The sequence below is a fragment of the Leifsonia sp. 22587 genome, assembly GCF_052044215.1.
Lineage (GTDB): Bacteria > Actinomycetota > Actinomycetes > Actinomycetales > Microbacteriaceae > Leifsonia > Leifsonia shinshuensis_C.
Map to the genome: position 1 here is coordinate 604,985 of NZ_JBQENB010000004.1, position 23,070 is coordinate 628,054.

Consider the following 23,070-nt stretch of genomic DNA (forward strand, 5'->3'; position numbering starts at 1 on the left):
AGAGGAGCCGACGATGACTGGCGGCTTCATCCGTTACGCCCCGACGGCCGGCCCCTCGCGATGGCTGCTCGTCGCCGGGCGCCGCTTCGTCGCCGCCGTCGAGAGCACCGTCTCCGACGAGATCGTCGACGCCGTGTACTGGCTCGCCGACTCGGACCTCGCGACCATCGAGTCCGTGGTGGGTGCGTTCCCGTTGGCCGGACCCGACAGCGTGCGGTCCTTCGCCGTCGCGGAGCTCGCCGAGCCCAACGCGGCGGGCGAGGTGACGGTCACGGCGGTCGTCCGCGGCTCCGCGGCGATCGACGTGTTCTCCGTCGGGGGAGCGCGCCGGTTCTCCGCCGGGGGCGTCCAGCCGTGGGTGCTGGCGGAGTTCCGCACCGTGACGGGCCTCGTGCTGCAGGGCGACGACGCGGCGACCGGACCGGTCGCGCGGCTGGCCATCGGCTCGCTGCCGCTCGGCATCGGCGTCGCCGACGGCGAGCTCCTCACCTGGACGCTGACGCCGATCGAGCGCGCCGAGCGGAGCGCCGCACCGGCCCACGCTGAGACAGCCGCCGAGGCGCCGGACGACGGGTCCGCCGGCCCGGCGGCCGAGGAGACGATCATCCGGGACCGCAACCGGAGCTCGAGCCTGTTCGGCCGGGGTGCGGGCGCGGCGGCCGACGACCCGGAGGTCGTGCCCCCTGCCGTCCACCCCGCCGCCCACGAACTGCCGGGTGCGGTCGACATCGAGGAGCCGACCGCCGCACCGGCGCCCGGACCCGCGAGCGCCGCGCCGCGCATCCCGCCGCCGCCCGCTGGGCCGTTGGAGCGCGACACGCCGTCCGCCCCGCTCACCGTCGTGCCCACGGACGAGCTGCCCATCACCGAGCCGGTCGTCGCTCCTCCGCCCCGCGCGACCTTCGCGGTGCGCCTCCCGTCGGGGGACACCATCGCGCTCGACGCCCCGGTCCTGGTGGGACGGCGCCCCACGATGCAGCGGGTGGAATCCGGCGAGACGCCGCGGCTGGCGACGGTCGCATCGCCGACGCAGGAGGTGTCGTCGACGCACGCCCGCATCGAGCAGTCGGGGGACGCCGTCGTGGTGACCGACCTCCGTTCGACGAACGGCACCGTCGTGACCGGTCCCGCGGGCGCCCGCCGGCTGCGGCCGGGGGAGTCGGTGGTCGTGCTCGCAGGAGCGAGGGTCGAGATCGGCGACGGTAATATCATCGAGATCACCGCCCGACGAGACGAAGGACGCGAGTGACCCAGATCGGTCGCAGCAGCAGACGCCACACGGTGGCCGTCCCCGGCGATCCCGACGCGCGCATCAGTCTCTCGTGGGCCGCGCTGAGCGACACGGGATACCGGCGCAGCGTCAACGAGGACAGCCTCCTCGCGCGGTCGCCGATCTTCGCCGTCGCCGACGGGATGGGCGGTCACACCGCGGGCGACTTCGCCAGCACGGCGGTGGTGACGCGCCTCGCCGAGAAGGTGAAGGCGGACTTCGTCGGCGAGGTGACGCTCACCGAGGCCCTGCGCGCGGCCGTGGACGACATGAGCCGCGGGGTCGGGCACACCGACCTCGGCACGGGGACGACGGTGACCGGGATCGCCCTGACCCTGGTCGACGGCTCGCCCTACTGGCTGGTGTTCAACATCGGCGACTCCCGGGTCTACAGCTACCGCGACGGCACGCTGGAGCAGCTGACGGTCGACCACTCGATCGTGCAGGAGCTGCTCGACGCAGGCGCCATCACGCCGGCCGAGGCCGAGGTCCACCCGCACAGCAACGTGATCACCCGCGCGGTCGGCTTCAACGAGGACCCGGTGCCGGACTACTTCCTGCTGCCGATCGTCGCCGGCTCCCGGCTGCTGGTCTGCTCGGACGGCCTGACGAAGGAGCTGACCGAGCACGGCATCCGCTACTTCCTCGGCGAGGGCTCGTCCCCGCTCGACGCGGCGCAGCAGCTGATGGATGCGGCGCTCGGCAACGGCGGCCGCGACAACGTGACCGTGGTGGTGGTGGACGTGCTGGCGACGCCGGAGTCGGGAGCGCACCGCGACGGGGAGTCCCGCAGGCCCGCCCGCAGACACTGAAACTGTCCCCCGACTTGGGGGTAATCGAGTTGTCCCCAGTGCGGGTCCGGCCCGGCTGCGGCTCAGGAGCGGCTGCCTACAATTATCAAACGCTTTTGCAGCCGCGAACGCGTTTCGTCGACGAACCGGAGGAGCCATGGCCCGGCGTTTGCCGTCCCAGCCGCCGAACCTCCCCGGATTCTCGTACGTGCGCGTGCTCGGGTCCGGCGGATTCGCCGACGTGTTCCTCTACGAGCAGAACATGCCCCGCCGCCAGGTCGCGGTCAAGGTGATGCTGGCCGAGGTGGTCACCAGCCAGGTCAAGCAGATGTTCCAGGCCGAGGCCAACCTCATGGCCCAGCTGAGCACGCACCCCTCGATCCTCACCGTCTACCAGGCGAGCGTGTCGTCGGACGGGCGTCCCTACCTGGTCATGGAGCTGTGCTCGGCGGCGATCGGTCAGCGGTACCGGTCGGAGCCGCTGTCCGTCCCCGAGGTGCTCAGCATCGGCGTCCGGATCGCCAGCGCGGTCGAGACGGCCCACCGCGCCGGGGTGCTGCACCGCGACATCAAGCCGTCCAACATCCTGAGCACGGCCTACGGCCACCCGGTGCTGAGCGACTTCGGCATCGCGGCGACGCTCAGCGAGGCCGACGTCACGGAGGCCATCGGCCTGTCGATCCCGTGGTCGGCCCCCGAAGTGCTGCTCGACGAGACGAGCGGCACGATCGCCAGCGAGGTGTGGTCGCTCGGCGCGACGATGTACTCGCTGCTCGCCGGGCGCTCCCCGTTCGAGGTGCCGGGCAAGGAGAACACCTCCGCCGAGCTCATCCAGCGCATCACCAAGAGCCGGCCGCTGCCGATCGGCCGGGCCGACGTCCCGCCGCGGCTGGAGCAGGTGCTGCTGCGGTCGATGTCGCGCAAGCCCGGGCAGCGTCAGCGCAGCGCCCTCGAGTTCATCCGCGAGCTGCAGGCGGTGGAGGCCGAGCTCGAGCTGCCGCAGACGCCGATCGAGGTCGCGATGGACGACTGGGCGCTGGCCACGGCCGGCGACCCGGAGGACCGCACCCGCGTCAAGGGCGTCGTCGCCGTCGATCCGGGCGCGCGCCGCCGCCGTCGCCGGACGGCGCCCGCCTCCGCGACGGTCACGCGGGCCGCGACGCACACGGTGGTCCGGGAGAGCGCCGGCAGCGCGCAGACGCCGCAGCAGGCGCCCCCGTCGAAGGTCTCGCGCGCCCTCGTCGCATCGCTCATCGCCTGCGCGGCGCTGGTCGTGGTGCTGGCCGTGACGGCGTCCGTCGTGCTGGTGCGCGCCGGATCGAACGGCGACATCCCCACGGTCCGCGACCTGAGCGGCCGGGTGACCGGGAGCACGATCGTGTTCAGCTGGAGCGATCCCGGACTACAGAGCGGCGACACGTACCAGGTGACCGTGCAGGACCAGCCGCCCAGCAGCCAGCACGCCACCGAGTTCCGGGTGGATGCGAAGCCCGGCGAGACGGTGTGCGTCACGGTCACCGTGAACCGCGACGGCAAGACGGGCACGCCCAGCGGCCAGAAGTGCGTCGAGAGGACGGACGGGACGTGACCCCGCTCGCGCGCCTCGGGTCCTGGCTGGCCGCTCACAAGTCCGTCGCGGCGACGGCGGTCAGCGGCACGGCCATCGCGGCGCTCGTGACCACGCTGGCGGTCGTGTCCGGGGGATACAGCGCGCAGCACCTGCACCTCGACGACGCGGCGGTGTGGGTGGCCAGCGACGCGAAGAAGTCGCTCGGCCGGGCCAACACCGAGATCGACAAGCTCAACTCGGTCGTCGCGGGCACCGGCGAGGCGCTCGACGTCGTGCAGGACGGCACCGATGTGCTGCTGATCGACCGCGAGGCCAACACGATCGCGGTCGTGGATCCCGCGAAGGCGGAGGCCGGCAAGTCGGTCGCCCTCCCTCCGCGGTCGCCGCAGGTCTCGCTCGCAGGAGGCCACGTCGCCCTCCTGTCCCAGACCACCGGGCAGCTGTGGCTGACCTCCGTGGCGCAGCTCGACCGGTTCAACTCCGGCTCGGCGGCCACCGTCGACCTGGGCGGCCGCGCCGTCTCGGCGATGGATCCGTCCGGTGTGCTCTTCGCCTACCAGCCGGGCACGCGCTCGCTGGTGCGCGCCGACCTCAACGCGGCCGAGCCGTCGACCACGACCACCCCGGTCGCGACGCGGGGCGACGGCGCGAACGTGTCCCTGACCGCGGTCGGCGGGCACTGGGCGCTGCTCGACCCCGACCAGCGCACGCTGTGGGTGGACGGACGCGCCGTCGACCTGAGCGCGCTCCTGGCCGTGGGGGCCGAGCCGGTGCTGCAGCAGCCGTCCGCGGACGGGGACGCGGTCTGGATCGCCACCGGGACCGGGCTCGTGCGGGTGCCGCTCGACGGCGGACGACCGACCCGTCCGGTCGCGCAGGTCAGCGGTACGCCGGCCGCGCCGGTGACCGTGGCAGGGTGCACCTACGCCGCCTGGAGCGCCGGGACGGCGTGGCGCTCCTGCTCGAGCACCGGCGCGGGGGAGCGCTCGACGCTCCACCAGGTCCCGGCCGGCGCCACGCTCGACTTCCGGGCCAACGGCGACCGGGTGGTGCTCAACGACGGGCGTTCGGGCGTCGCGTGGGCCGTGCAGAGCGGCAACACCCGCATCGACAACTGGGACGAGCTCGTCTCCAAGAAGACCACGCAGGAGCTCGTCAACCAGACCAAGCAGGACACGGCGCCGCAGTACGAGAAGCAGGAGCAGCCTCCCGTCGCGGTCGCGGACACCTTCGGCGCGCGCCCCGGCCGCGTCACGCCGCTCCCGGTGCTGCTCAACGACTACGACCCCAACGGCGACGTGCTGACGATCGACTCGTTCACCGCCGTGCCCGCCACGCAGGGGACGCTGCAGCTCACCAACGCGGACCAGCAGTTGCAGCTGTCGCTGCCGGACACCGCCACGGGCTCCATCGGCTTCGACTACACGATCTCGGACGGCCGCGGCGGGACCGCGACCGCCCACGTCACTGTGACCGTCCGCAGCGCCGGGGAGAACGCGCCGCCGGTCTGCGTCCGGAACGCGAAGGCGGTGGTCCAGGCCGGCGGCCGCGTGACGTCGGCGGTGCTCGGCGACTGCTACGACCCCGACGGTGACTCGTTCTACCTGTCGGCGGCGTCCATCCCGGCCCCCGACACCGTCACGTTCACCCCGCAGGGCCAGGTCGCCTACTCGGACCACGGCGACGGCACGGGCGTGAAGGATGTGGCGCTCACCCTCTCCGACGGCCGGGCCGAGTCCGCCGGGCTGCTCGCCGTGACGGTCCGTCCGCCGGGGCAGGTGCCGATCATCGCCGACCCGTTCGCCGTGCTGGCCTACCAGGGCCAGGAGGTGACGGTGTCGCCGCTCGACCACGTGCGGGGCGGCAACGGAACCGTCCGGCTCAGCACCGTGCCCACCAAGGCCGACGCGACGATCACGCCCGACTACCAGGGCGGGACGTTCCGCTTCGAGTCCGACCAGGCGGGGACGCACAACATCGAGTACTCGGTGACCGACGGCGTCATCACGTCGACCGGCGTCGTGCGCGTCGAGGTCAAGGCTCCGCCCGGGGCCAAGACGGCGCCGATCGCGGTGCCGCACACCGCGTTCATCCGCGAGCAGTCCTCGCAGGACGTCGACGTGCTCTCGACCGACATCGACCCGTCGGGCGGCGTGCTGCTCGTGACCGGGGCGACGGAGCCGGAGGCGTCGAGCGGCGTCCGCGTCCAGGTGCTCCAGCAGCGCACCCTGCGGGTCACGCTCAGCCGGCCGCTCGCGGGACCGGTCGATTTCCACTACCGGCTCAGCAACGGCCTCGCCGACACCGTCGGAACGGTCACGGTCGTCCAGCTGCCCCCGCTGACGGTCCACCAGCCGCCGATCGCCGCACCCGACTCGGTCTCGGTGCGCGTGCGCGACGTGGTCGACATCCCCGTGCTGGCCAACGACGTCCAGCCCGACGGCGACACGCTGACCCTCGATCCGACGCTCGCGACACCGCTGCCGAACGGAGCGGGCCTGCTGTTCGTCAGCGGCGACCACCTGCGCTACCTGGCGCCGTCGAAGCCCGGCAATTACACGGCGGCGTACAAGGTCTACGGCGCCGACGGCCAGTGGGCGACCGCCGAGGTCACCATCGCCGTGCGCGAGCGCGACGCCGCCACGAACAATCCGCCGGTGCCGAAGACCGTCACCGCGCGCGTGCTCGCCGGCGACACCGTCCGCATCACCGTCCCGCTCTCCGGCATCGACCCGGACGGCGACTCGGTGCAGTTCATCGGCCAGGAGACCAATCCGCAGAAGGGCGCCGTGATCGCCTCCGGGCCGGACTGGATGGACTTCCAGGCCGGCGACTACTCGGCCGGCACCGACACCTTCACCTACGCGGTGGTGGATGCGCTCGGCGCCCGGGCGACCGGGACCGTCCGCGTCGGCATCGCCGCACGCGCGGAGGGCGCCCGCAACCCGATCGCGGTCGAGGACGACGTGACCGCGCGCCCAGGCCGCACCCTCACGGTGCAGGTCCTCGCCAACGACAGCGACCCCGACGGCAGCCCGCTGAGCGTCACGGCCGTCGCTTCGCTCGACGGCAAGGCCAAGGCGAAGGTGGCCGATGACCTCGTGACGGTCACGGCCCCCAAGACGCCGGGCGCATACGGCTTCCTCTACACGATCCAGAATGAGCGCGGCGGCACGAGTCAGGCCTTCCTCCGGCTGACCGTCGACCCGAAGGCGCCGCCCGCGCGGCCGGTGGTCTCGGACACCACGCTCGGGCTGTCCGACATCCTGGGCAAGGAGCGGGTCGACGTCAACGTGCTCGCCAACGTCTTCTTCGCCGACGGTCCCGTCTCGACGCTCAAGCTGTCGCTCGTGCCCGGCTACAGCGCGGACGCGCAGGTCACCTCCTCGAAGCGGCTCCGGATCGCCATCGGGGCGAAGAGCCAGATCGTCCCGTTCCGGGTCGCCAACCCGGAGGACGAGTCCGTCGTCGCCTACGGCTTCGTCCACGTGCCCGGGTACGACGACGCCCTCCCGCAGCTCAAGCGCGGCGCCCCGAAACTGACGGTGGTGAGCGAGAAGACGCTCACCATCCACCTCAACGACTACATCGTCGCGGTCGGCGACCGGAAGGTGCGGCTCACCGACGCGGCCACCGTCCGGGCCACCCACGCGAACGGCGACGACCTGGTCGCCGGCAACGACACCCTCCAGTTCACGTCGTCGCCGCGGTACTTCGGCCCGGCGTCGATCTCGTTCCAGGTGACCGACGGCGCGAGCGCGACCGACCCGTCCGGCAACGTCGCCACGATCGTCCTGCCCATCGAGGTGACGCCGCGCGAGAACCAGCCGCCGGTGTTCACGGGTGCGCTCATCGACTTCGAGCCCGGCCAGACCAAGACGATCGACCTGACCAAGATCACGAAGTACCCCTACGCCAAGGACCAGGGCGAGCTCGTCTACTCCATCCAGAACCCGCGTCCCGAGGGCGTGAGCGCGTCGCTCGACGGGCAGAAGCTGACCGTGACCGTGGCGACCGGCACGGCGAAGGGGTCGACCCCTTCGCTCTCGATCGGTGTGAAGGATGCGGTGAACGCCGGCCAGGCCGGACGCATCGACATCTCCGTCGTGCCGTCGACGCGGCCGCTGGCGAGCCCGCAGCCCGACCGGGTGATCGCACCGCGCGGGCAGACCTCCTCCGTCGACGTGCTGGCCAACGACGGCGCCACCAACCCGTTCCCGGGCAAGCCGCTGACCGTCGTCGCGGTCCGCGGCATCGGCAGCGGGCTGCCGGACGGCCTGACCATCACCCCGAGCGCCGACAACTCGCAGCTGCAGGTGTCGGTCTCCTCGACCGCCGCGGCCGCGGACACGACGCTCCAGTACGAGGTGGCGGACGCCACGGGCGACCCGGACCGGTACACCTGGGGCACGGTCACGGTGTCGGTCCAGGACCGCCCGGCTCCCGTGTCGAACGTGCAGATCGGCACCATCGCCGACCGCAGCCTGACGCTCAGCTGGATCCCGGGCGCGTTCAACAACTCGCCGATCACCGGGTTCGAGGTGACGATGGCGAGCGCGTCGACCGGGCAGGTGCTCTCCACCACCCCGTGCGCCACCACCACCTGCGCGATCACGACGCCCGGCAACGGCCCGGCGAACGCGGTCACCCTGAGCGTGCGCGCCCGCAACGCCCTCGGGCTCTCCGATCCGACCGCCTACGCCGAGCCGGTCTGGTCCGACGTCATCCCGAACGCGCCGACGGCGCTGTCGTCGTCGCCGCTCGACCAGGGGCTGCGCATCACCTGGTCGAAGCCGGCGGACGCGCCGGGAGCCAGCCCGATCACCTCCTACGTCGTGTCGCTCGGCGGCGTGACCAACGCGCTGCAGGTCTCCGGCTCCGATCCGGTGGGGACCAGCTACGCCCTGAACATCACCGATCCGGGCATCGCGAACGGCGCCGCCATCGCCTACACGGTGTCGTCGCGGAACGAGTTCTACCAGGGCCGCACGACGTGGAACCAGAGCCAGGGGAGCGGCGTCCCGGCCGGTGCGCCCACCACGACCGGCATCGCCCCGGTGGCGACCCCGGACACCAAGGGCGGCACGAGCGCGACCCTGAGCTGGTCCAACGTCTTCGGCGACAACGGCAAGGCCATCACCGACTCCTACGTCGCGGTGTTCCAGGGCGGAAACCCGACGAGCTGCCAGGTGACGGGCGTGCAGTCCGGCCAGCCCACGCTGTCCGCCAACAATCTCCGCCGGGTGCAGGGCGGCAGCACCGTCTTCACCGGGCTGAGCCCCAACCAGAGCTACAACTTCATCGTCTACGCCTACAACGGCCAGGGCTGCACGCCGGCCGCCATCGTGAGCGCCACCCCGCGGCAGTCGCCCGGCGACGTGACCGGGATCGCGGTCGGCCCGCGGCAGCAGGACGGCACGACGGTCGACTTCCCCGTCACCATCTCCTACAACGCCGGCGGCGGATCGAACCCGCGGTTCGACTACCAGCTCCTCAGCGGCGGCGCGGTCGTCGACTCCGGGACGTTGGCGGGCACGAGCGGGGTTCTCTCCGGCTCGGGCAACCACTACGGGGTGCCGCTCACCGTGCGCATCACCCGGGTCTGCGAGGGATACCCGGACGGCTCCTCACTGTGCACCGACCAGAACGCGACGCAAGACCTGGGCGTCGCGGTGAGCCTCGCCATCGACGGCCAGCGGTACGACCCGGCGAGCCACGTGTTCACCTGGACCGGCTGGCCGACCGGCGCCTACGACGCCGTCACCTACAGCTGCGACGGCACCACGGAGCTCCCGATGCCGCCCGCCGGCCAGACCGCGTCGTGCACCGCCCCGGCGAACGATCCGTCGCCCACGCTGGTGGTCCGGGTCGTGTCCGGCGGCGACACGTACTCCGCGTCGTACCCGGGATCGGGGATGCCGTGAGCAGCGGACGCCATACTGAGGTGAGCCGCATCCCGCGGCACACCATCCCACCCCTGCGGCCCGACCGGCCGCGCCCCGAACCGAAAGAGGCCGGAGCATGACGATGACCCCCGAGCAGGCCGGCTGGTTCTCCGGAGTGTTCGAGCGCCTCGTCGCGAACATCGACCGCGTGCTGCTCGGCAAGACGCACGTGATCCGCCTGGCGCTCACGGCACTGTTCAGCGAGGGGCACCTGCTCCTCGAGGACTACCCGGGAACCGGCAAGACGTCGCTCGCCCGCGCGATCGCCGAGAGCGTGCGCGGCACGACCAACCGCGTGCAGTTCACCCCCGACCTCCTGCCCGGCGACATCACCGGTGTGAACATCTACGACCAGCGCACCGGCGCCTTCGAGTTCCACCGCGGGCCCGTCTTCGCCAACATCGTGCTTGCGGACGAGATCAACCGCGCCAGCCCGAAGACCCAGTCCGCGCTGCTGGAGGTCATGGAGGAGCAGCAGGTCACCGTGGACGGCGTCCGCCACTCGGTCGGCGCGCCCTTCATGGTCATCGCGACCCAGAACCCGATCGAGCAGGCGGGCACGTACCGGCTGCCGGAGGCGCAGCTCGACCGCTTCCTGATGAAGGCGTCGATCGGCTACCCGGACCACGAAGCGACCCTGCGCATCCTCGAGGGCTCGGAGCGGAAGGCGCACGAGGTCGTCGTCCCCGAGGTGATCTCCGCCGCGACCGTCGTCGAGATGGGCACCATGGCGCGCGGAGTCCACGTTGACCCGACGATCAACGACTACGTCTCCCGCCTGGTCGAGGCCAGCCGCACCGCCGACGAGATCCGGCTGGGCGTCAGCGTGCGCGGCGCGCTCGCCCTGCTGCGCGCCTCCAAGACGCTCGCCGCCGCATCCGGCCGGTACTACGTGACCCCGGACGACGTGAAGGCTCTCGCCGAGCCCGTGCTCGCCCACCGCCTGGTGCTCGACCCGGAGGCCGAGTTCGAGGGCGTCAGCGCGTCCAGCCTCATCGGCCAGCTCCTCATCGAGACCCCGCCGCCGAGCGATCGGGCCGCCGTGTGACCACCGTCACCCGTTCGCAGACCGAGCTGACCAACGCGCGCGCCCGGATCGTCGGCGAGCGCGAGGGGTTCCTCGCCGACGCGATCGTGTGGGTCGTGCGCAACTCCGCCGCAGCCGGCCGTGCGATCGCCGCGGTGGCGCACCGGGTCGGCGCGGTGGTGACGGCGCTCGGCTGGTCCATGCTCGTCCTCGCGGTGCTCGCGCTCACCGCCGGGTACGCGTGGGGCTGGGTGGAGGCGGTCGTCGCCGGGTGGACCGCGCTCGTGCTGCTGGTGGTCGCCTCCGGCTACCTGATCGGCCGCACGGCCTACGAGGTCGGGCTGTCGCTGCCCGCCAACCGTGTGGTCGTCGGCGACCGTGCGCCCGGCGAGGTGGCTGTCCGCAATCCGCTGCGGCGGAGGCTGCCGGGCGTCCGCGTGGAGGTGCCGGTCGGGCACGGGCTGGCGGAGTTCGCCGCTCCGTCGCTCGCGCCGTCCGAGGAGCACTCGGACGTCTTCGTCGTCCCGACCACCCGGCGCGGGATCGTGCCGATCGGCCCGGTCCGCACCGTCCGCGCGGACCCGATCGGGCTGCTCCGCCGCGAGGTCGTGTGGGCCGACTCGCTCGACCTGTTCGTGCATCCCCGCACCATCGCCATCCCGAGCATGAGCACCGGGTTCGTCCGCGACCTGGAGGGCTCGCCGACGCGCGACCTGACCTCCAGCGACATCGCCTTCCATGCGCTGCGGGAGTACGTCCCCGGCGACGAGCGCCGCTACATCCACTGGAAGTCCACGGCGAAGACCGGCAGCTACATGGTGCGCCAGTTCGAGGAGACGCGGCGCAGCCACCTGCTCGTGGCGCTCAGCCTCTCGGCAGCGGACTACGCCACCGACGAGGAGTTCGAGCTCGCCGTGAGCGTCACCGGCTCCCTGGGCGTGCGGGCCATGCTCGACTCGCGCACCGTGTCTGTGGTGGCCAGCGCCGAGACGCCCGAATTCGCCAAGCGGATGGTGTTCAGCGCCCGCCGCCTGAGCACCGTCAACCGCGGCCGGCTGCTCGACGACCTCTCCGGGGTGGAGACGGCGGACTCCGCGCTGCGGCTCGCCGAGCTCGCGCAGGTCGCGTCGGAGGACTCGGCCGGCATCTCGATCGCGTTCCTCGTCTGCGGCTCCACGCCGACGGCGGCGCAGCTGCGCGGCGCCGCCGCGCACTTCCCGCTCGGGGTGGACGTGGTGGCGATCGTGTGCGACGAGGGCGCCGTGCCGTCGCTGCGCCGCGTCGCCGACCTCAGTGTCCTCACCATCGGCTACCTGGAGGACCTGCAGCGCAGCCTCGCGAAACGGCTGGCCACCTGATGCCCGCCCGCCGCTCTCTCCGCGCGCTCGTCGACGTCGCGTTCGCCCTCGTCGCGGTCGCACTCGGCGCCTGGGCGTTCTGGCCGGTCTACCAGTCGAGCGCCTTCGTGGTCATGCTCGTCGCGACCCTGCTCCTCGGCACGGCGATCGGCGTCGTCGGATGGGCGTGGCGGCTTCCCAGCATCGCGGTCGCGGGGCTGGTGGTCCTGGTCTACCTCGGCACCGGGGTGCAGCTGGCCGTGCCGTCTGAGGCCTCCACCGGCGGCCTGCTCCCGACCCTGCCGGGCTTCGTGGACCTGGTGCAGGGCACGTGGCTCAGCTGGAAGCAGCTGGTCACCATCAGCGTGCCGGTCGGCTCGTACCAGGCCCTGCTCGTCCCGGCCTTCCTCCTGACGCTCCTGGCGACGGTGGTGACCGTCTCCACGGCGCTGCGATGCTCCCGGCCCGAGCTCGCGGCCCTGCCGCCGGTGCTGCTGCTCGTCGCGGGCATCCTGCTCGGCTCCTCGGTCGCACCGGTGCCGTTGCTACTGCTGTTCGCCCTGTTCGCCGTGCTGCTGGCGTGGCTCATCCGCTTCCGCCTGCTGCGGCGTTCGGCGGCCGTCCGCTCGCTGCGCGAGCAGAGCGGCCAGCTGGTCGAGTCGCGCAGCGAGCGGCGCTCGACCGCGCTGCTGACCGCCACCGGCGCGACCGTCATGCTCGTGGCGGCATCCGCGGGCGGCATCGCCGCGGCGGCCCTGCTCCCTCCGCCGGGGGAGCGCGAGGTCGTCCGGACCGCCGTCGAGCAGCCCTTCGACCCGCGCCACTATCCCAGCCCGCTGAGCGGCTTCCGGTCGTACCTGGAGCCTGCGGAGGCGGAGAAGACGATGCTCACGGTGGCCGGTCTCCCCGCCGACCGCCGCCTGCGCATCGCGACCCTGGACACCTACGACGGAGTCACCTACTCCGTGGGGAGCGGCGACGTCACCAGCGCGTCCGGTTCGTTCGCCCGCGTCCCGTACCGGCTCGACCAGGGCGCGACGAACGGCAAGCGGACCACGACGACCGTGGTGGTGGGCGCCTATCGCGGTCCGTGGCTGCCCGGAAGCGGTCAGCTCGAACAGGTGGAGTTCCGGGGCGCCGATGCCGGGCGCCTCGCGGACTCGTTCTTCTACAACGACGTGACCGGCACCGGCGCCGTCACCGCGCCGCTCCGCACCGGCGACATCTACACGGAGCAGTCCGTGGTGAAGCCCCTGCTGACCGCCGGCCAGCTCGAGAAGGTGCAGCCCGGGTCCGACTCCGTCCCGCGCCCGTCGGTGATCCCGGACGAGCTGCAGTCGGTGCTGCAGAAGTACACGGCGGGCGTCTCGGGCGCCGGCCCGAAGCTGGCCGCTGCACTGCGCGGGCTGGCGCAGGACGGCTACATCAGTCACGGCATCAGCCCGAAGGAGCCGGCCAGCCGGTCCGGCCACGGTGCGGACCGCATCACGGAGCTGCTGACCGACGTCCCCATGCTCGGCGACCAGGAGCAGTACGCGGTCACCGCGGCGCTGATGGCCCGGCAGCTCGGCTTCCCCGCCCGGGTGGTGATGGGGTTCGTCGCCCCGAAGGACGTGACCACTCCGATGGTCGCCTTGACCGGGTCGGACATCTCCGCCTGGATCGAGGTGCAGACCAACTCGGGCTGGGTGACCGTCGACCCCACGCCGCCGCTGCGGCCGGTGCCGCCGAAGCAGCCGGAGCAGCCCACGCAGATCTCGCGGCCTCAGACGAACGTCCAGCCGCCGGTCGACGACAACCCGCAGCGGAACGACGAACCGCCGCAGGCGCAGGTCGACCCCTCGAACCAGCCCAAGCCGAACCCGGTGCTCGAGACCCTGCTCGCGGTGCTCGTGGTGGTGGGATGGACGCTGCTGGTGCTGGCGCTCGTCGCGTCGCCGTTCCTGGCGGTGCTCGCCGCGAAGTGGCGGCGGCGCGTCCTGCGGAGGTCGGCGCCGACGGCCCGGGAGCGCATCGTCGGCGGCTGGCGCGAGTTCGCCGACGCCGCCGTCGATCACGGCTACGACCCGCCGCCCGCGGCCACCCGGGTGGAGTTCGCCGGCACCATCGGAGGCTCGCGGGCCGCGGCCCTCGCGAAGGTCGCCGACCGGGCGACGTTCAGCGGGGTCGCGCCGACCCCTGCGGAGGCGGAGTCGGTCTGGAAGGCGGTCGACGACCTGCGCGGCCAGCTCGCGAAGCGCGACACGCGCTGGAAGCGGCTGCTCGCGGCGGTCTCGCTGCGCTCGCTCGGCTACCGTGGAAGACGAAGCGGGAAAGGACGGAACCGATGAACTGTCGCGTGTGCGGAGCAGAGCTGGCCGAAGGCACGCTGTTCTGCCCGATGTGCGGCAGCTCGGTGACCTCCTCGCGGCTGCGCCCGCCGGAGATCGCCGATCAGCGTCCCTCGGACACGTCGATCATCTCCGACCGCCTCGCCGAGCGTCCGTCGGCGCCGGCGATCGCCGGACGGTTCCCGGACCAGCTCGAGCTCGACGAGGACGGGCTCCCGCCCACGCAGGCGATGACGATCATCCCCGTGGAGGAGGCGCCGCCGCTCCACCCGGTGGCGCACCGCTCCTACACGCTCAGCTTCTCCACCGGCGACGTCGTCGAGGTGTCCGGCTCCGGGCTGATCGGACGCCGCCCCATCACGCAGCCGGGGGAGCACGTGGACCAGCTCGTGGTGCTGTCCGACCCGACGCGCAGCGTCTCCAAGACGCACGTGGAGTTCGGGCTCGAGGGCGACGAGCTGTGGATCTGCGACCGCTACTCCGGCAACGGGACGGTCGCGCATCCACTCGGCGGCGTCGCCCGGCAGTGCGAGGCGGGCCGACGCTACCGCGTGACGCGCGGCACCCGCGTGGAGATCGGCGACCAGTGGTTCGACGTCTCCTGAACGCGGGCGCCGCGCGGCGCCGCTGACAGCAGCGGTTACGCCAGCGCGTCGGCCACGGCGACGGCCTCGAGGCCGTGCGCGGAGGCCACGCCCTCGTTCGTGACGCGCCCGTGGTGCACGTTGAGGCCGAGCGCGAGGGACGCGTCCGCGCGGAGCGCCTCCTGCCAGCCGCGGTTGGCGATGGCGCGCGCGTAGGGGAGCGTCGCGTTGGTCAGCGCGTAGGTGGAGGTGTGGGGGACCGCACCCGGCATGTTGGCGACGCAGTAGAACACCGACTGGTGCACCGTGAAGGTGGGGTCGGCGTGCGTGGTGGGGTGGGAGTCCTCGAAGCAGCCGCCCTGGTCCACCGCGATGTCGACGAGCACGCTGCCCGCCTTCATCCGGGACACCATCTCGTTGGTGACGAGCTTCGGCGCCTTCGCACCGGGGACGAGCACCGAGCCGATGACGAGGTCGGAGGCGACGACGGCCTTGTCGATCTCGAAGCTGTTCGACGCGATCGTCTTGATCCGTCCCGCGTACAGGGCGTCGAGCTCGCGGAGGCGCTGGATGTTCGTGTCGAGCACGGTGACCTCGGCGCCGAGTCCGACCGCGACGGAGATCGCGTTGGTGCCGGCGACGCCGCCGCCGAGCACGGTCACGACGGCCGGGTGCGTGCCGGGGACGCCCGGCACCAGCAGGCCGGGGCCGCCGTTCGGCTTCAGCATCGTGTTGGCGCCGACGATGGGCGCGAGCCGTCCGGCGACCTCGCTCATCGGGGCGAGGAGCGGCAGGGCGCGGGTCGGCAGCTGGACCGTCTCGTAGGCGATCGCGGTGACACCGCTGTCGACGAGCGCGCGGGTGAGCGCCTCGTCCGCGGCGAGGTGCAGGTAGGTGAAGAGGACGAGGCCGCGGCGGAAGTAGCCGTACTCGCTCTCGATCGGCTCCTTCACCTTCAGGACGAGGTCGCCGGCCTCCCAGGTCGATCGGGCGTCGGGCAGGATGGTCGCTCCGGCCCCGGCGTACAGCTCGTCGGGGATGGAGGAGCCGACGCCCGCCCCGGTCTCGACGAAGACCTCGTGACCCGCCCCGACCAGGTCGTGGACTCCGGCCGGCGTGATCGCCACCCGGAACTCGTTGTTCTTGATCTCGCGGGGGATCGCGACCTTCATGGGGCTCCTTCGACACTCGACATGGGGTTCGCATTCACCATAGCCGGGTTCACGGAGGATTTCGATAGGTATTACGGCACCGCGATGCTGATTTCGCGGGCCGACCGGGCCGTGGCAGACGATTTCCGCACTCGCCAGGTGCGCCCGACCGGTCCGGTCTCCCGCTGTCGCGGCAGAACGGCCGGTCTGCGGTTTCCCGGGCGATTCGACCGATCCGGCACGGATTTCGTAAAGATTGTGTTTCCGAATGGATGATCCGACCACTTTTTGCTGCGGATCGCGACGGTTGTATGTCAGGATCGGTCCACCGCGACGGCACGACGACGTGCCGCCGAAGCGCCGTCGCCCGTGGTCCGTGTTCGATCCCCGAGGAGCACCACAGTGAAACCGAGCAACCTTCCGCAAGACCCGATGATCCGCCAGCTCGTGCAGTCGGCGCGTGCCTCCCAGCTGACGCGCCGCGGCCTTCTCGCCGGTGCGGGAGCCGGCGCGGCCGCCCTCGCCCTCGCCGCGTGCTCGACCGGTGGAGCGTCCAGCAAGCCGACCGCCGCCAAGGACCAGTCCGCCTCGGACAAGACGCTGACCTGGGCCAACTGGCAGGCCTACCTCGACCAGGACGACGCCGGCAAGTACCCGACGCTGGAGGCGTTCGAAAAGCAGAGCGGCATCAAGGTCAAATACGACGTCGCCGTCGACGACAACAACACCTACTACGCGAAGGTGAAGGACCAGCTCGCCCTCGGCAAGGACATCGGCGCCGACACCGTCTGCCTGACGGACTGGATGATCGCGCGCTGGATCCGCCTCGGCTACGTCCAGCCCTTCGACGAGTCGGCCATCCCGAACAAGAAGAACCTCGTCGCCAACCTGCAGGACGTCGACTTCGACCCGGGCCGCAAGAAGTCCCTCCCGTGGCAGAGCGGTTTCGCCGGCATCTGCTGGAACAAGGAGAAGCTGCCCAGCGGCCTGAAGTCGGTCGACGACCTGTGGAAGCCGGAGCTCAAGGGCAAGGTCGGCGTTCTCAGCGAGATGCGCGACACCATGGGCCTGATCATGCTGCAGCAGGGCGTGGACATCTCCAAGGACTTCAGCGACGCCGACTACGAGAAGGCGATCGACAAGATCACCAAAGAGGTGAACGACGGCCAGATCCGCAACATCAAGGGCAACTCGTACCTCAACGACCTGAAGTCCGGCGACACCCTCGCCGCGATCTGCTGGTCGGGCGACATCACCCAGCTGAACGCCGAGGCCGGGGACAACTGGGAGTTCGCCATCCCCGAGGCCGGCGGCACCCTGTGGAGCGACAACTTCGTCATCCCCATCGGTTCGACGCGCAAGGCCAACGCCGAGAAGCTGATCGACTACTACTACCAGCCGGAGGTCGCCGCCGAGGTCGCGGCCTGGGTGAACTACATCACCCCGGTGGAGGGCGCCAAGGAGGAGGCGACGAAGATCGACCCGTCGCTCGCGGACAACCAGCTCATCTTCCCGGACGAGGAGACGCTGTCGAAGGTCAAGATCTTCCGTTCGCTGAGCCCCGCGGAGGAGCAGAAGTATCAGGCGTCGTTCCAGAAAGTGATCCTGGGGGCCTGATGCCGAAGGGAGTCTTCGCCGAATCCGGCGCCGATCTGCGGCTGGACGGCATCACCAAGCGGTTCCCGGGCTTCACCGCCATCGAGGACCTCAGCCTCACCATCCCGGCCGGCTCGTTCTTCGCCCTGCTGGGGCCGAGCGGATGCGGCAAGACCACCACCCTGCGCCTGGTGGCGGGGCTCGAGGAGCCCACCGCCGGCCGCATCATGATCGGCGGCGAGGATGTGACGCGCACCAAACCGTTCCAGCGTCCCGTCAACACGGTGTTCCAGAGCTATGCGCTCTTCCCGCACATGACGATCCTCGAGAACGTCGCGTTCGGGTTGCGCCGCCGCCGCATCGGCGACCCGGTCGCCAAGGCGCACGAGGCGCTGCGGCTGGTCGAGCTCGACCACCTGGCCGCGCGGCGGCCCGCGCAGCTCTCCGGCGGCCAGCAGCAGCGGGTGGCGCTCGCCCGCGCGATCGTCAACCGGCCGGCGCTGCTCCTGCTGGACGAGCCGCTCGGCGCGCTCGACCTGAAGCTCCGGCGGCAGATGCAGCTGGAGCTGAAGTCCATCCAGACCGAGGTCGGCCTCACCTTCGTGCACGTCACGCACGATCAGGAGGAGGCCATGACCATGGCCGACACCGTCGCGGTGATGAACAAGGGCCGGATCGAGCAGATGGGCTCGCCCGAGATCCTGTACGAGCTGCCGTCGACGGTGTTCGTCGCGAACTTCCTGGGCCAGTCGAACCTGTTCGCCGGTCCGGTCCGCGACGCGTCGGGCGAGCTGCTCGGCGTCGACGTCGGGGGAGAGCGCATCCAGGTGCCCCGGGCCCGCGCCCAGCGCACCAGCGGCTTCGTCACCGTCGGCGTGCGCCCGGAGAAGCTGACCCTGCACGAGACCCCGGAGACGATCCCGTCCGGCGCGAACCGCCTCGGGCCCGGACGGGTCACGGACGTGTCGTTCAGCGGTGTGAGCACGCAGTACCTGGTGGATGTGCCCGGTCTCGGCACCATCGTCGTGTTCGCGCAGAACACGGCCAGCGGACCGATCGCCGGTCTCGGCGCCGAGGTCTGGGTGGCCTGGGACGCCGGGCACACCTTCGTGCTCGCCGACGAGCCGCCCGCGGACGGGCGCTTCTCCGACGACGCCGACACCCAGGCGATCGCGGCCCAGGCCCGGGAGCGGATGCTCACGGAGCTGGAGGAGGCGTAATGGCCCTCGCCGCGTTCACCGGGGCGCCCCCTGTCCAGGACCAGGAGCCCGCGGTCCGCCGCAAGAGCGGGATCGCGCTCGTCCTGCTGCTGCCGGGCGTGCTCTACCTCGTGCTGTTCTTCCTCACACCGCTGATCTCCCTGATCATCACGTCGTTCCAGGCGCCGGTCGTCGACGGGGACATCGGGCAGTACCAGACGGCGTTCCAGTGGCAGAACTACGTCGACTCGTTCTCGGAGTACTGGCCGCAGATCATCCGGTCGTTCGGCTACGCGCTCATCGCGACCGCCGCGGCGCTGCTGATCAGCTACCCGCTGGCGTACTTCATCGGCGTGACGATGCGCGGACGGCCGCTGGTGCAGAACCTGCTGATGACGCTGGTGATCGCCCCGTTCTTCATCAGCTTCCTGCTGCGGACGCTGGCGTGGAAGGCGCTGCTCAGCGACGACGGCTGGATCGCCAGCTCGCTGAAGGCCCTGTCCATCCTGCCGCCGGATGCGCACATCACGGGGACGCCGTTCTCGGTGATCTTCGGGCTCACGTACAACTTCATCCCGTTCATGTGCCTGCCGCTGTACTCGACCCTGGAGCGGCTCGACACGCGGCTGCTCGAGGCCGGACAGGACCTCTACGCCAGCCCGTGGACGACCTTCCGCAAGGTCACCGTCCCGCTGTCGATGCCCGGCATCGTGTCGGGGACGCTGCTGACGTTCATCCCCGCCGCCGGCGACTACATCAACGCGTCCCAGGACTTCCTCGGGGCCGCCGACACCTCGATGATGGGCAACGTCATCGAGAGCAACTTCCTGGTGCTGCAGAACTATCCGGCGGCCGCGTCCATGTCCGTGATCCTGATGGCGGTCATCCTCGTCATCGTCGGGTTCTACGTGCGGCGGAGCGGGACGGAGGAGCTCCTGTGACCACCATGATGACGCCCACCGACACCACGACGCCGCCCAGCGCCGCGCGCGGCCGGCGGCGGTACAAGGGGCTCGGGCTCGGGGTCTACGCCTTCCTCGCCCTCGCGTTCCTGCTGATCCCGATCGTCTACACGTTCATCTTCTCGTTCAACGACGCGATCAAGAACAACATCGCCTGGCGCGGATTCACGCTGCGCAACTGGACCAACGTCTGCGACGCCGCGGGCATCTGCGACGCGTTCATGGCGAGCATCATCATCGGCATCATCTCGACGGTCTGCGCGACCGTGCTGGGCACGATGATCGCCATCGCGCTGATGCGGTACCGGTTCCGGTTCCGCTCGCAGACCAGCCTGCTGCTGTTCCTTCCCATGGCGAGCCCGGAGGTGGTGCTCGGTGCGGGTCTCGCCGCCCAGTTCCTGAGCCTCGGCGTCAACAAGGGGTTCGGCACGATCATCATCGCCCACGTGATGTTCTGCATCAGCTTCGTGGTGGTCACGGTGAAGGCGCGCGTCGCATCCCTCGACCCCGCGCTGGAGGAGGCTGGGCGCGACCTCTACGGGTCGCCGAACGCCGTCTTCTGGCGGATCACGTTCCCGCTGCTGCTGCCGGGCATCCTGTCGGCCGCGTTGCTGTCGTTCTCGCTGAGCTTCGACGACTTCATCATCACGAACTTCAACGCCGGTGCGGTGACCACGTTCCCGATGTACATCTACATCGCGGCCTCGCGCGGCATCCCCGCGCAGGCCAACGTGATCGCCTCGGCCGTCTTCATCCTGACGCTCCTCGTGGTGCTCGTCTCGCAGCTCACCGCCGCCGCCCGCGCCCGCCGCCTCGCCCGCCAGTAGTCCCGCGCGCTCGCGCCCCTCCGTCGAGTACACGAAAAGTGCACGCTTCACGGTGAGAAAGCGTGCACTTTTCGTGTACTCGACGAGGGGAGGGCTCGGGGGAGGGGTCAGGCGTAGGAGGCGCGGATGGCGCCGACGGGCTCGCCGCGGCCGAGGACCGCGAGGTCGAGCTTCGGGGCGACGCGGTCGACGTCCTCGTGGCTGAGCGCGCCGGCGTCCGCCAGCAGCCGCAGGGCGACGATCGAGGCGGCGCGCAGGCTGCCGTCGAGCACCTTGAGCGTCACCGTCGTTCCGTCGGGGGCGGCCATGACCATCACGCCCTCGGCTCCGCCCTTGGCGAAGACGCCGAGCTCGTCGATCACGACGGTGTTCGCGCGTCCCGGGCCGTCGATCGCCCAGCCGTCGGCGAGCACCGCGTTCTTGAGCAGCGCCGCGTTGCGGAACAGTGCGAACGGCGAGCCGTCCGACGCGGTGGCGATGCGCTGGATGCCGCGGGCGAGCGCGATCAGCGACATCGCGTGCACGGGAGCACCGCATCCATCGACGCCGGTCGCGACGACCTTCTCCCCGGTGAGGCGCTCGATCGTGTCGCGGATGTGCTGCTGCACGGGATGCTGCGGGTCCAGGTAGCTCTCGGTCGGCCAGCCGTTCACCCGGCAGGCCAGCAGCATGGCGGCGTGCTTGCCCGAGCAGTTCATGAACACGGGGTGCTTGTGCTCCCCGGCCCGCACCAGCTCGTCGCGCGCCGCCGTGTCGAGGGGCCAATCGGCCGGGCAGTGCAGCGCGTCCTCGGTGAGCTGGGCCTGCGCCAGCAGACCCCGCACGACGGACAGGTGCGCGGGCGTCCCGGCGTGGCTCGCGGTCGCAAGGACCGCGTTCGCGCCTTCCAGCGGCACACCGGCGCCCATCACGGCGACCGCCTGGAACGGCTTCATGCTCGACCGCGGGAAGACCGGCCGGTCCGGCGCGCCGAGGGTGCGCACGATCGTGCCGTCGGGACCGAGCACCACCGCGGAGCCGGCGTGCCGGGACTCCACGAAGCCGCTGCGCTCCACCACGGCCAGCTCGACGGACTCGTCGACGGAGAACACCTCGGCGCCCACGGAGACCTCGGGGCTCACAGGGCCGAGATGGCGTCGTCGATCACCGAGACGGCGTCGGCGATCAGCTCGTCCGAGACGGCCAGGCTGGGCAGGAAGCGCAGGACGTTGCCCCACGTCCCGGCGTTCAGGAACAGGATGCCCTGCTGCGCCGCCGCCGCGACGATCGCGTTGACCGCCTCGGGGTTCGGCTCCTTGGTGGTCTGCGCGGTGCCCGGCTTGACCAGCTCGATCGCGATCATGGCGCCGATCCCGCGGACTTCGCCGATGATGTCGTGCTTCTGCTGGAGGGCTTCGAGGGCCGGCTTCAGCGCCTTCTCGATGCGCTGCCCCTCGGCGAGGAGGTCGTTGCGCTCGATGGTCTCGAACACCGCGATCGCGGCCGCCGCGGCGACCGGGTTGCCGCCGAACGTGCCGCCGAGGCCGCCGGGCTGTGCGGAGTCCATGATCTCGGCGCGGCCCGTGACGGCCGCGAGCGGCAGGCCGCCGGCGATGCCCTTGGCGCTGAGCACGAGGTCCGGGACGACCCCGAAGTGCTCGCTGGCGTAGTACGCGCCGGTGCGCGCCATCCCGCTCTGGATCTCGTCGGCGATGAACACGACGCCGTTGGCCGTGCACCACTCCTGCAGCGCGGCCAGGTAGCCCTCGGCCGGGACGATGAAGCCGCCCTCGCCCTGGATCGGCTCGGCGACGAGGCAGGCAAGGTCGGAGGCGCCGACGACCTTCTCGAGGTACGCGATCGTCCGGGCGGCCGCCTCGGCGCCGCTCAGGCCGTCGCGGTACGGGTAGGAGTTCGGCGCGTGGTAGACGTCGCCGGCGAACGGACCGAAGCCGGTTGCGTACGGCATGGCCTTGTAGTTCATGGCCATCGTCAGGTTCGTGCGGCCGTGGTACGCGTGGTCGAGCACGGCGACCGCGCGGCGGCCCGTGTATTTGCGGGCGATCTTCACGCCGTTCTCGACGGCCTCGGCGCCCGAGTTGACGAGCACGGTCTTCTTGGCGTGGTCGCCGGGCGTGTGGGCGGCGAGCAGCTCGGCGACGCGCACGTACTCCTCGTACGGGGTGATGGTGAAGAGCGTGTGGATGACGTCCTGCAGCTGCCCGGCGGCGGCCTCGACGACCGCGGTCTCGGTGTGGCCCACCGTGGTGACGCCGATGCCGGCGCCGAAGTCGATGAACTGGTTGCCGTCCACATCCACCAGGATCGCGCCGTTGGCCCGGGCGATGTACACGGGCAGCGCAGAGGAGACGCCGGTCGGCACGACGGCCAGCCGGCGCTCGTGCAGCTCCTGCGACTTGGGGCCGGGAATGGCGGTCACGATGCGGCGTTCTTGTGGAACGGAGTAGACGGGCGCGGGGGTGCTCACGGTGTCAGTCATGG

Annotated in this window: 15 protein-coding genes; 12 read left to right on the forward strand and 3 right to left on the reverse strand. The window is 71.3% G+C overall.

Annotation, left to right across the window (positions count from 1 at the left end; translation table 11 throughout):
- Positions 1-13: 13 nt before the first annotated feature.
- From ACTJI1_RS18700 to ACTJI1_RS18735, 8 genes are all read left to right on the forward strand, one after another.
- Positions 14-1,249 carry an FHA domain-containing protein gene (locus tag ACTJI1_RS18700; protein WP_440743783.1) on the forward strand — a complete coding sequence of 412 codons (1,236 nt, stop codon included), beginning with the start codon at positions 14-16 and terminating at the stop codon, positions 1,247-1,249.
- The gene (locus ACTJI1_RS18705; RefSeq protein ID WP_310129085.1) at positions 1,246-2,082 is read left to right on the forward strand and encodes a PP2C family protein-serine/threonine phosphatase; all 837 of its coding nucleotides are present in this window, start codon (positions 1,246-1,248) and stop codon (positions 2,080-2,082) included. The genes ACTJI1_RS18700 and ACTJI1_RS18705 overlap by 4 nt, the downstream gene beginning before the upstream one ends.
- A 136-nt stretch (positions 2,083-2,218) precedes the next feature.
- Positions 2,219-3,649: a serine/threonine-protein kinase gene (locus ACTJI1_RS18710; protein ID WP_310129086.1), complete on the forward strand. Its 1,431-nt coding sequence runs from the start codon at positions 2,219-2,221 to the stop codon at positions 3,647-3,649.
- Positions 3,646-9,555: an Ig-like domain-containing protein gene (locus ACTJI1_RS18715; RefSeq protein ID WP_440743784.1), complete on the forward strand. Its 5,910-nt coding sequence runs from the start codon at positions 3,646-3,648 to the stop codon at positions 9,553-9,555. Before ACTJI1_RS18710 ends, ACTJI1_RS18715 begins: the two co-directional genes overlap by 4 nt.
- Positions 9,556-9,652: 97 nt before the next feature.
- Entirely contained in the window at positions 9,653-10,624 is a 972-nt protein-coding gene (locus tag ACTJI1_RS18720; RefSeq protein WP_310129088.1) for an AAA family ATPase, read from the forward strand.
- Positions 10,621-11,961 carry a DUF58 domain-containing protein gene (locus ACTJI1_RS18725; protein WP_440743785.1) on the forward strand — a complete coding sequence of 447 codons (1,341 nt, stop codon included), beginning with the start codon at positions 10,621-10,623 and terminating at the stop codon, positions 11,959-11,961. Before ACTJI1_RS18720 ends, ACTJI1_RS18725 begins: the two co-directional genes overlap by 4 nt.
- Positions 11,961-14,270 carry a transglutaminaseTgpA domain-containing protein gene (locus tag ACTJI1_RS18730; protein WP_440743786.1) on the forward strand — a complete coding sequence of 770 codons (2,310 nt, stop codon included), beginning with the start codon at positions 11,961-11,963 and terminating at the stop codon, positions 14,268-14,270. Before ACTJI1_RS18725 ends, ACTJI1_RS18730 begins: the two co-directional genes overlap by 1 nt.
- A complete protein-coding gene (locus tag ACTJI1_RS18735; protein ID WP_440743787.1) occupies positions 14,267-14,875 on the forward strand; it encodes a zinc-ribbon domain-containing protein in 609 nt (202 codons plus the stop codon). Before ACTJI1_RS18730 ends, ACTJI1_RS18735 begins: the two co-directional genes overlap by 4 nt.
- A gap of 35 nt (positions 14,876-14,910) precedes the next feature.
- On the opposite strand, the gene ald is transcribed toward ACTJI1_RS18735, so the two are convergent.
- Complete coding sequence (gene ald / locus ACTJI1_RS18740; protein WP_440743788.1) at positions 14,911-16,026, reverse strand: alanine dehydrogenase; 1,116 nt, start codon at positions 16,024-16,026, stop codon at positions 14,911-14,913.
- A 381-nt stretch (positions 16,027-16,407) separates the two neighbouring features.
- Between ald and ACTJI1_RS18745 the strand changes: the two genes are divergently transcribed.
- Genes ACTJI1_RS18745 through ACTJI1_RS18760 form a run of 4 tightly spaced genes read left to right on the forward strand, consistent with a single transcriptional unit; the run spans position 16,408 to position 20,589 of the window.
- Entirely contained in the window at positions 16,408-17,622 is a 1,215-nt protein-coding gene (locus tag ACTJI1_RS18745) for an ABC transporter substrate-binding protein (RefSeq protein WP_440743789.1), read from the forward strand.
- Positions 17,622-18,821, forward strand: a complete 1,200-nt coding sequence (locus ACTJI1_RS18750; protein WP_310129095.1) for an ABC transporter ATP-binding protein — start codon at positions 17,622-17,624, stop codon at positions 18,819-18,821. The genes ACTJI1_RS18745 and ACTJI1_RS18750 overlap by 1 nt, the downstream gene beginning before the upstream one ends.
- Entirely contained in the window at positions 18,821-19,741 is a 921-nt protein-coding gene (locus ACTJI1_RS18755) for an ABC transporter permease (protein ID WP_310129096.1), read from the forward strand. The genes ACTJI1_RS18750 and ACTJI1_RS18755 overlap by 1 nt, the downstream gene beginning before the upstream one ends.
- Positions 19,738-20,589 carry an ABC transporter permease gene (locus ACTJI1_RS18760; protein ID WP_310129097.1) on the forward strand — a complete coding sequence of 284 codons (852 nt, stop codon included), beginning with the start codon at positions 19,738-19,740 and terminating at the stop codon, positions 20,587-20,589. Before ACTJI1_RS18755 ends, ACTJI1_RS18760 begins: the two co-directional genes overlap by 4 nt.
- 107 nt (positions 20,590-20,696) lie before the next feature.
- On the opposite strand, the gene ACTJI1_RS18765 is transcribed toward ACTJI1_RS18760, so the two are convergent.
- Both ACTJI1_RS18765 and gabT read right to left on the reverse strand, forming a co-directional pair.
- Positions 20,697-21,710, reverse strand: a complete 1,014-nt coding sequence (locus ACTJI1_RS18765) for an asparaginase (RefSeq protein WP_440743790.1) — start codon at positions 21,708-21,710, stop codon at positions 20,697-20,699.
- On the reverse strand, positions 21,707-23,068 hold the full coding sequence (gene gabT / locus ACTJI1_RS18770; RefSeq protein ID WP_440743791.1) for a 4-aminobutyrate--2-oxoglutarate transaminase: 1,362 nt from the start codon (positions 23,066-23,068) through the stop codon (positions 21,707-21,709). Before gabT ends, ACTJI1_RS18765 begins: the two co-directional genes overlap by 4 nt.
- Positions 23,069-23,070 lie beyond the last annotated feature (2 nt).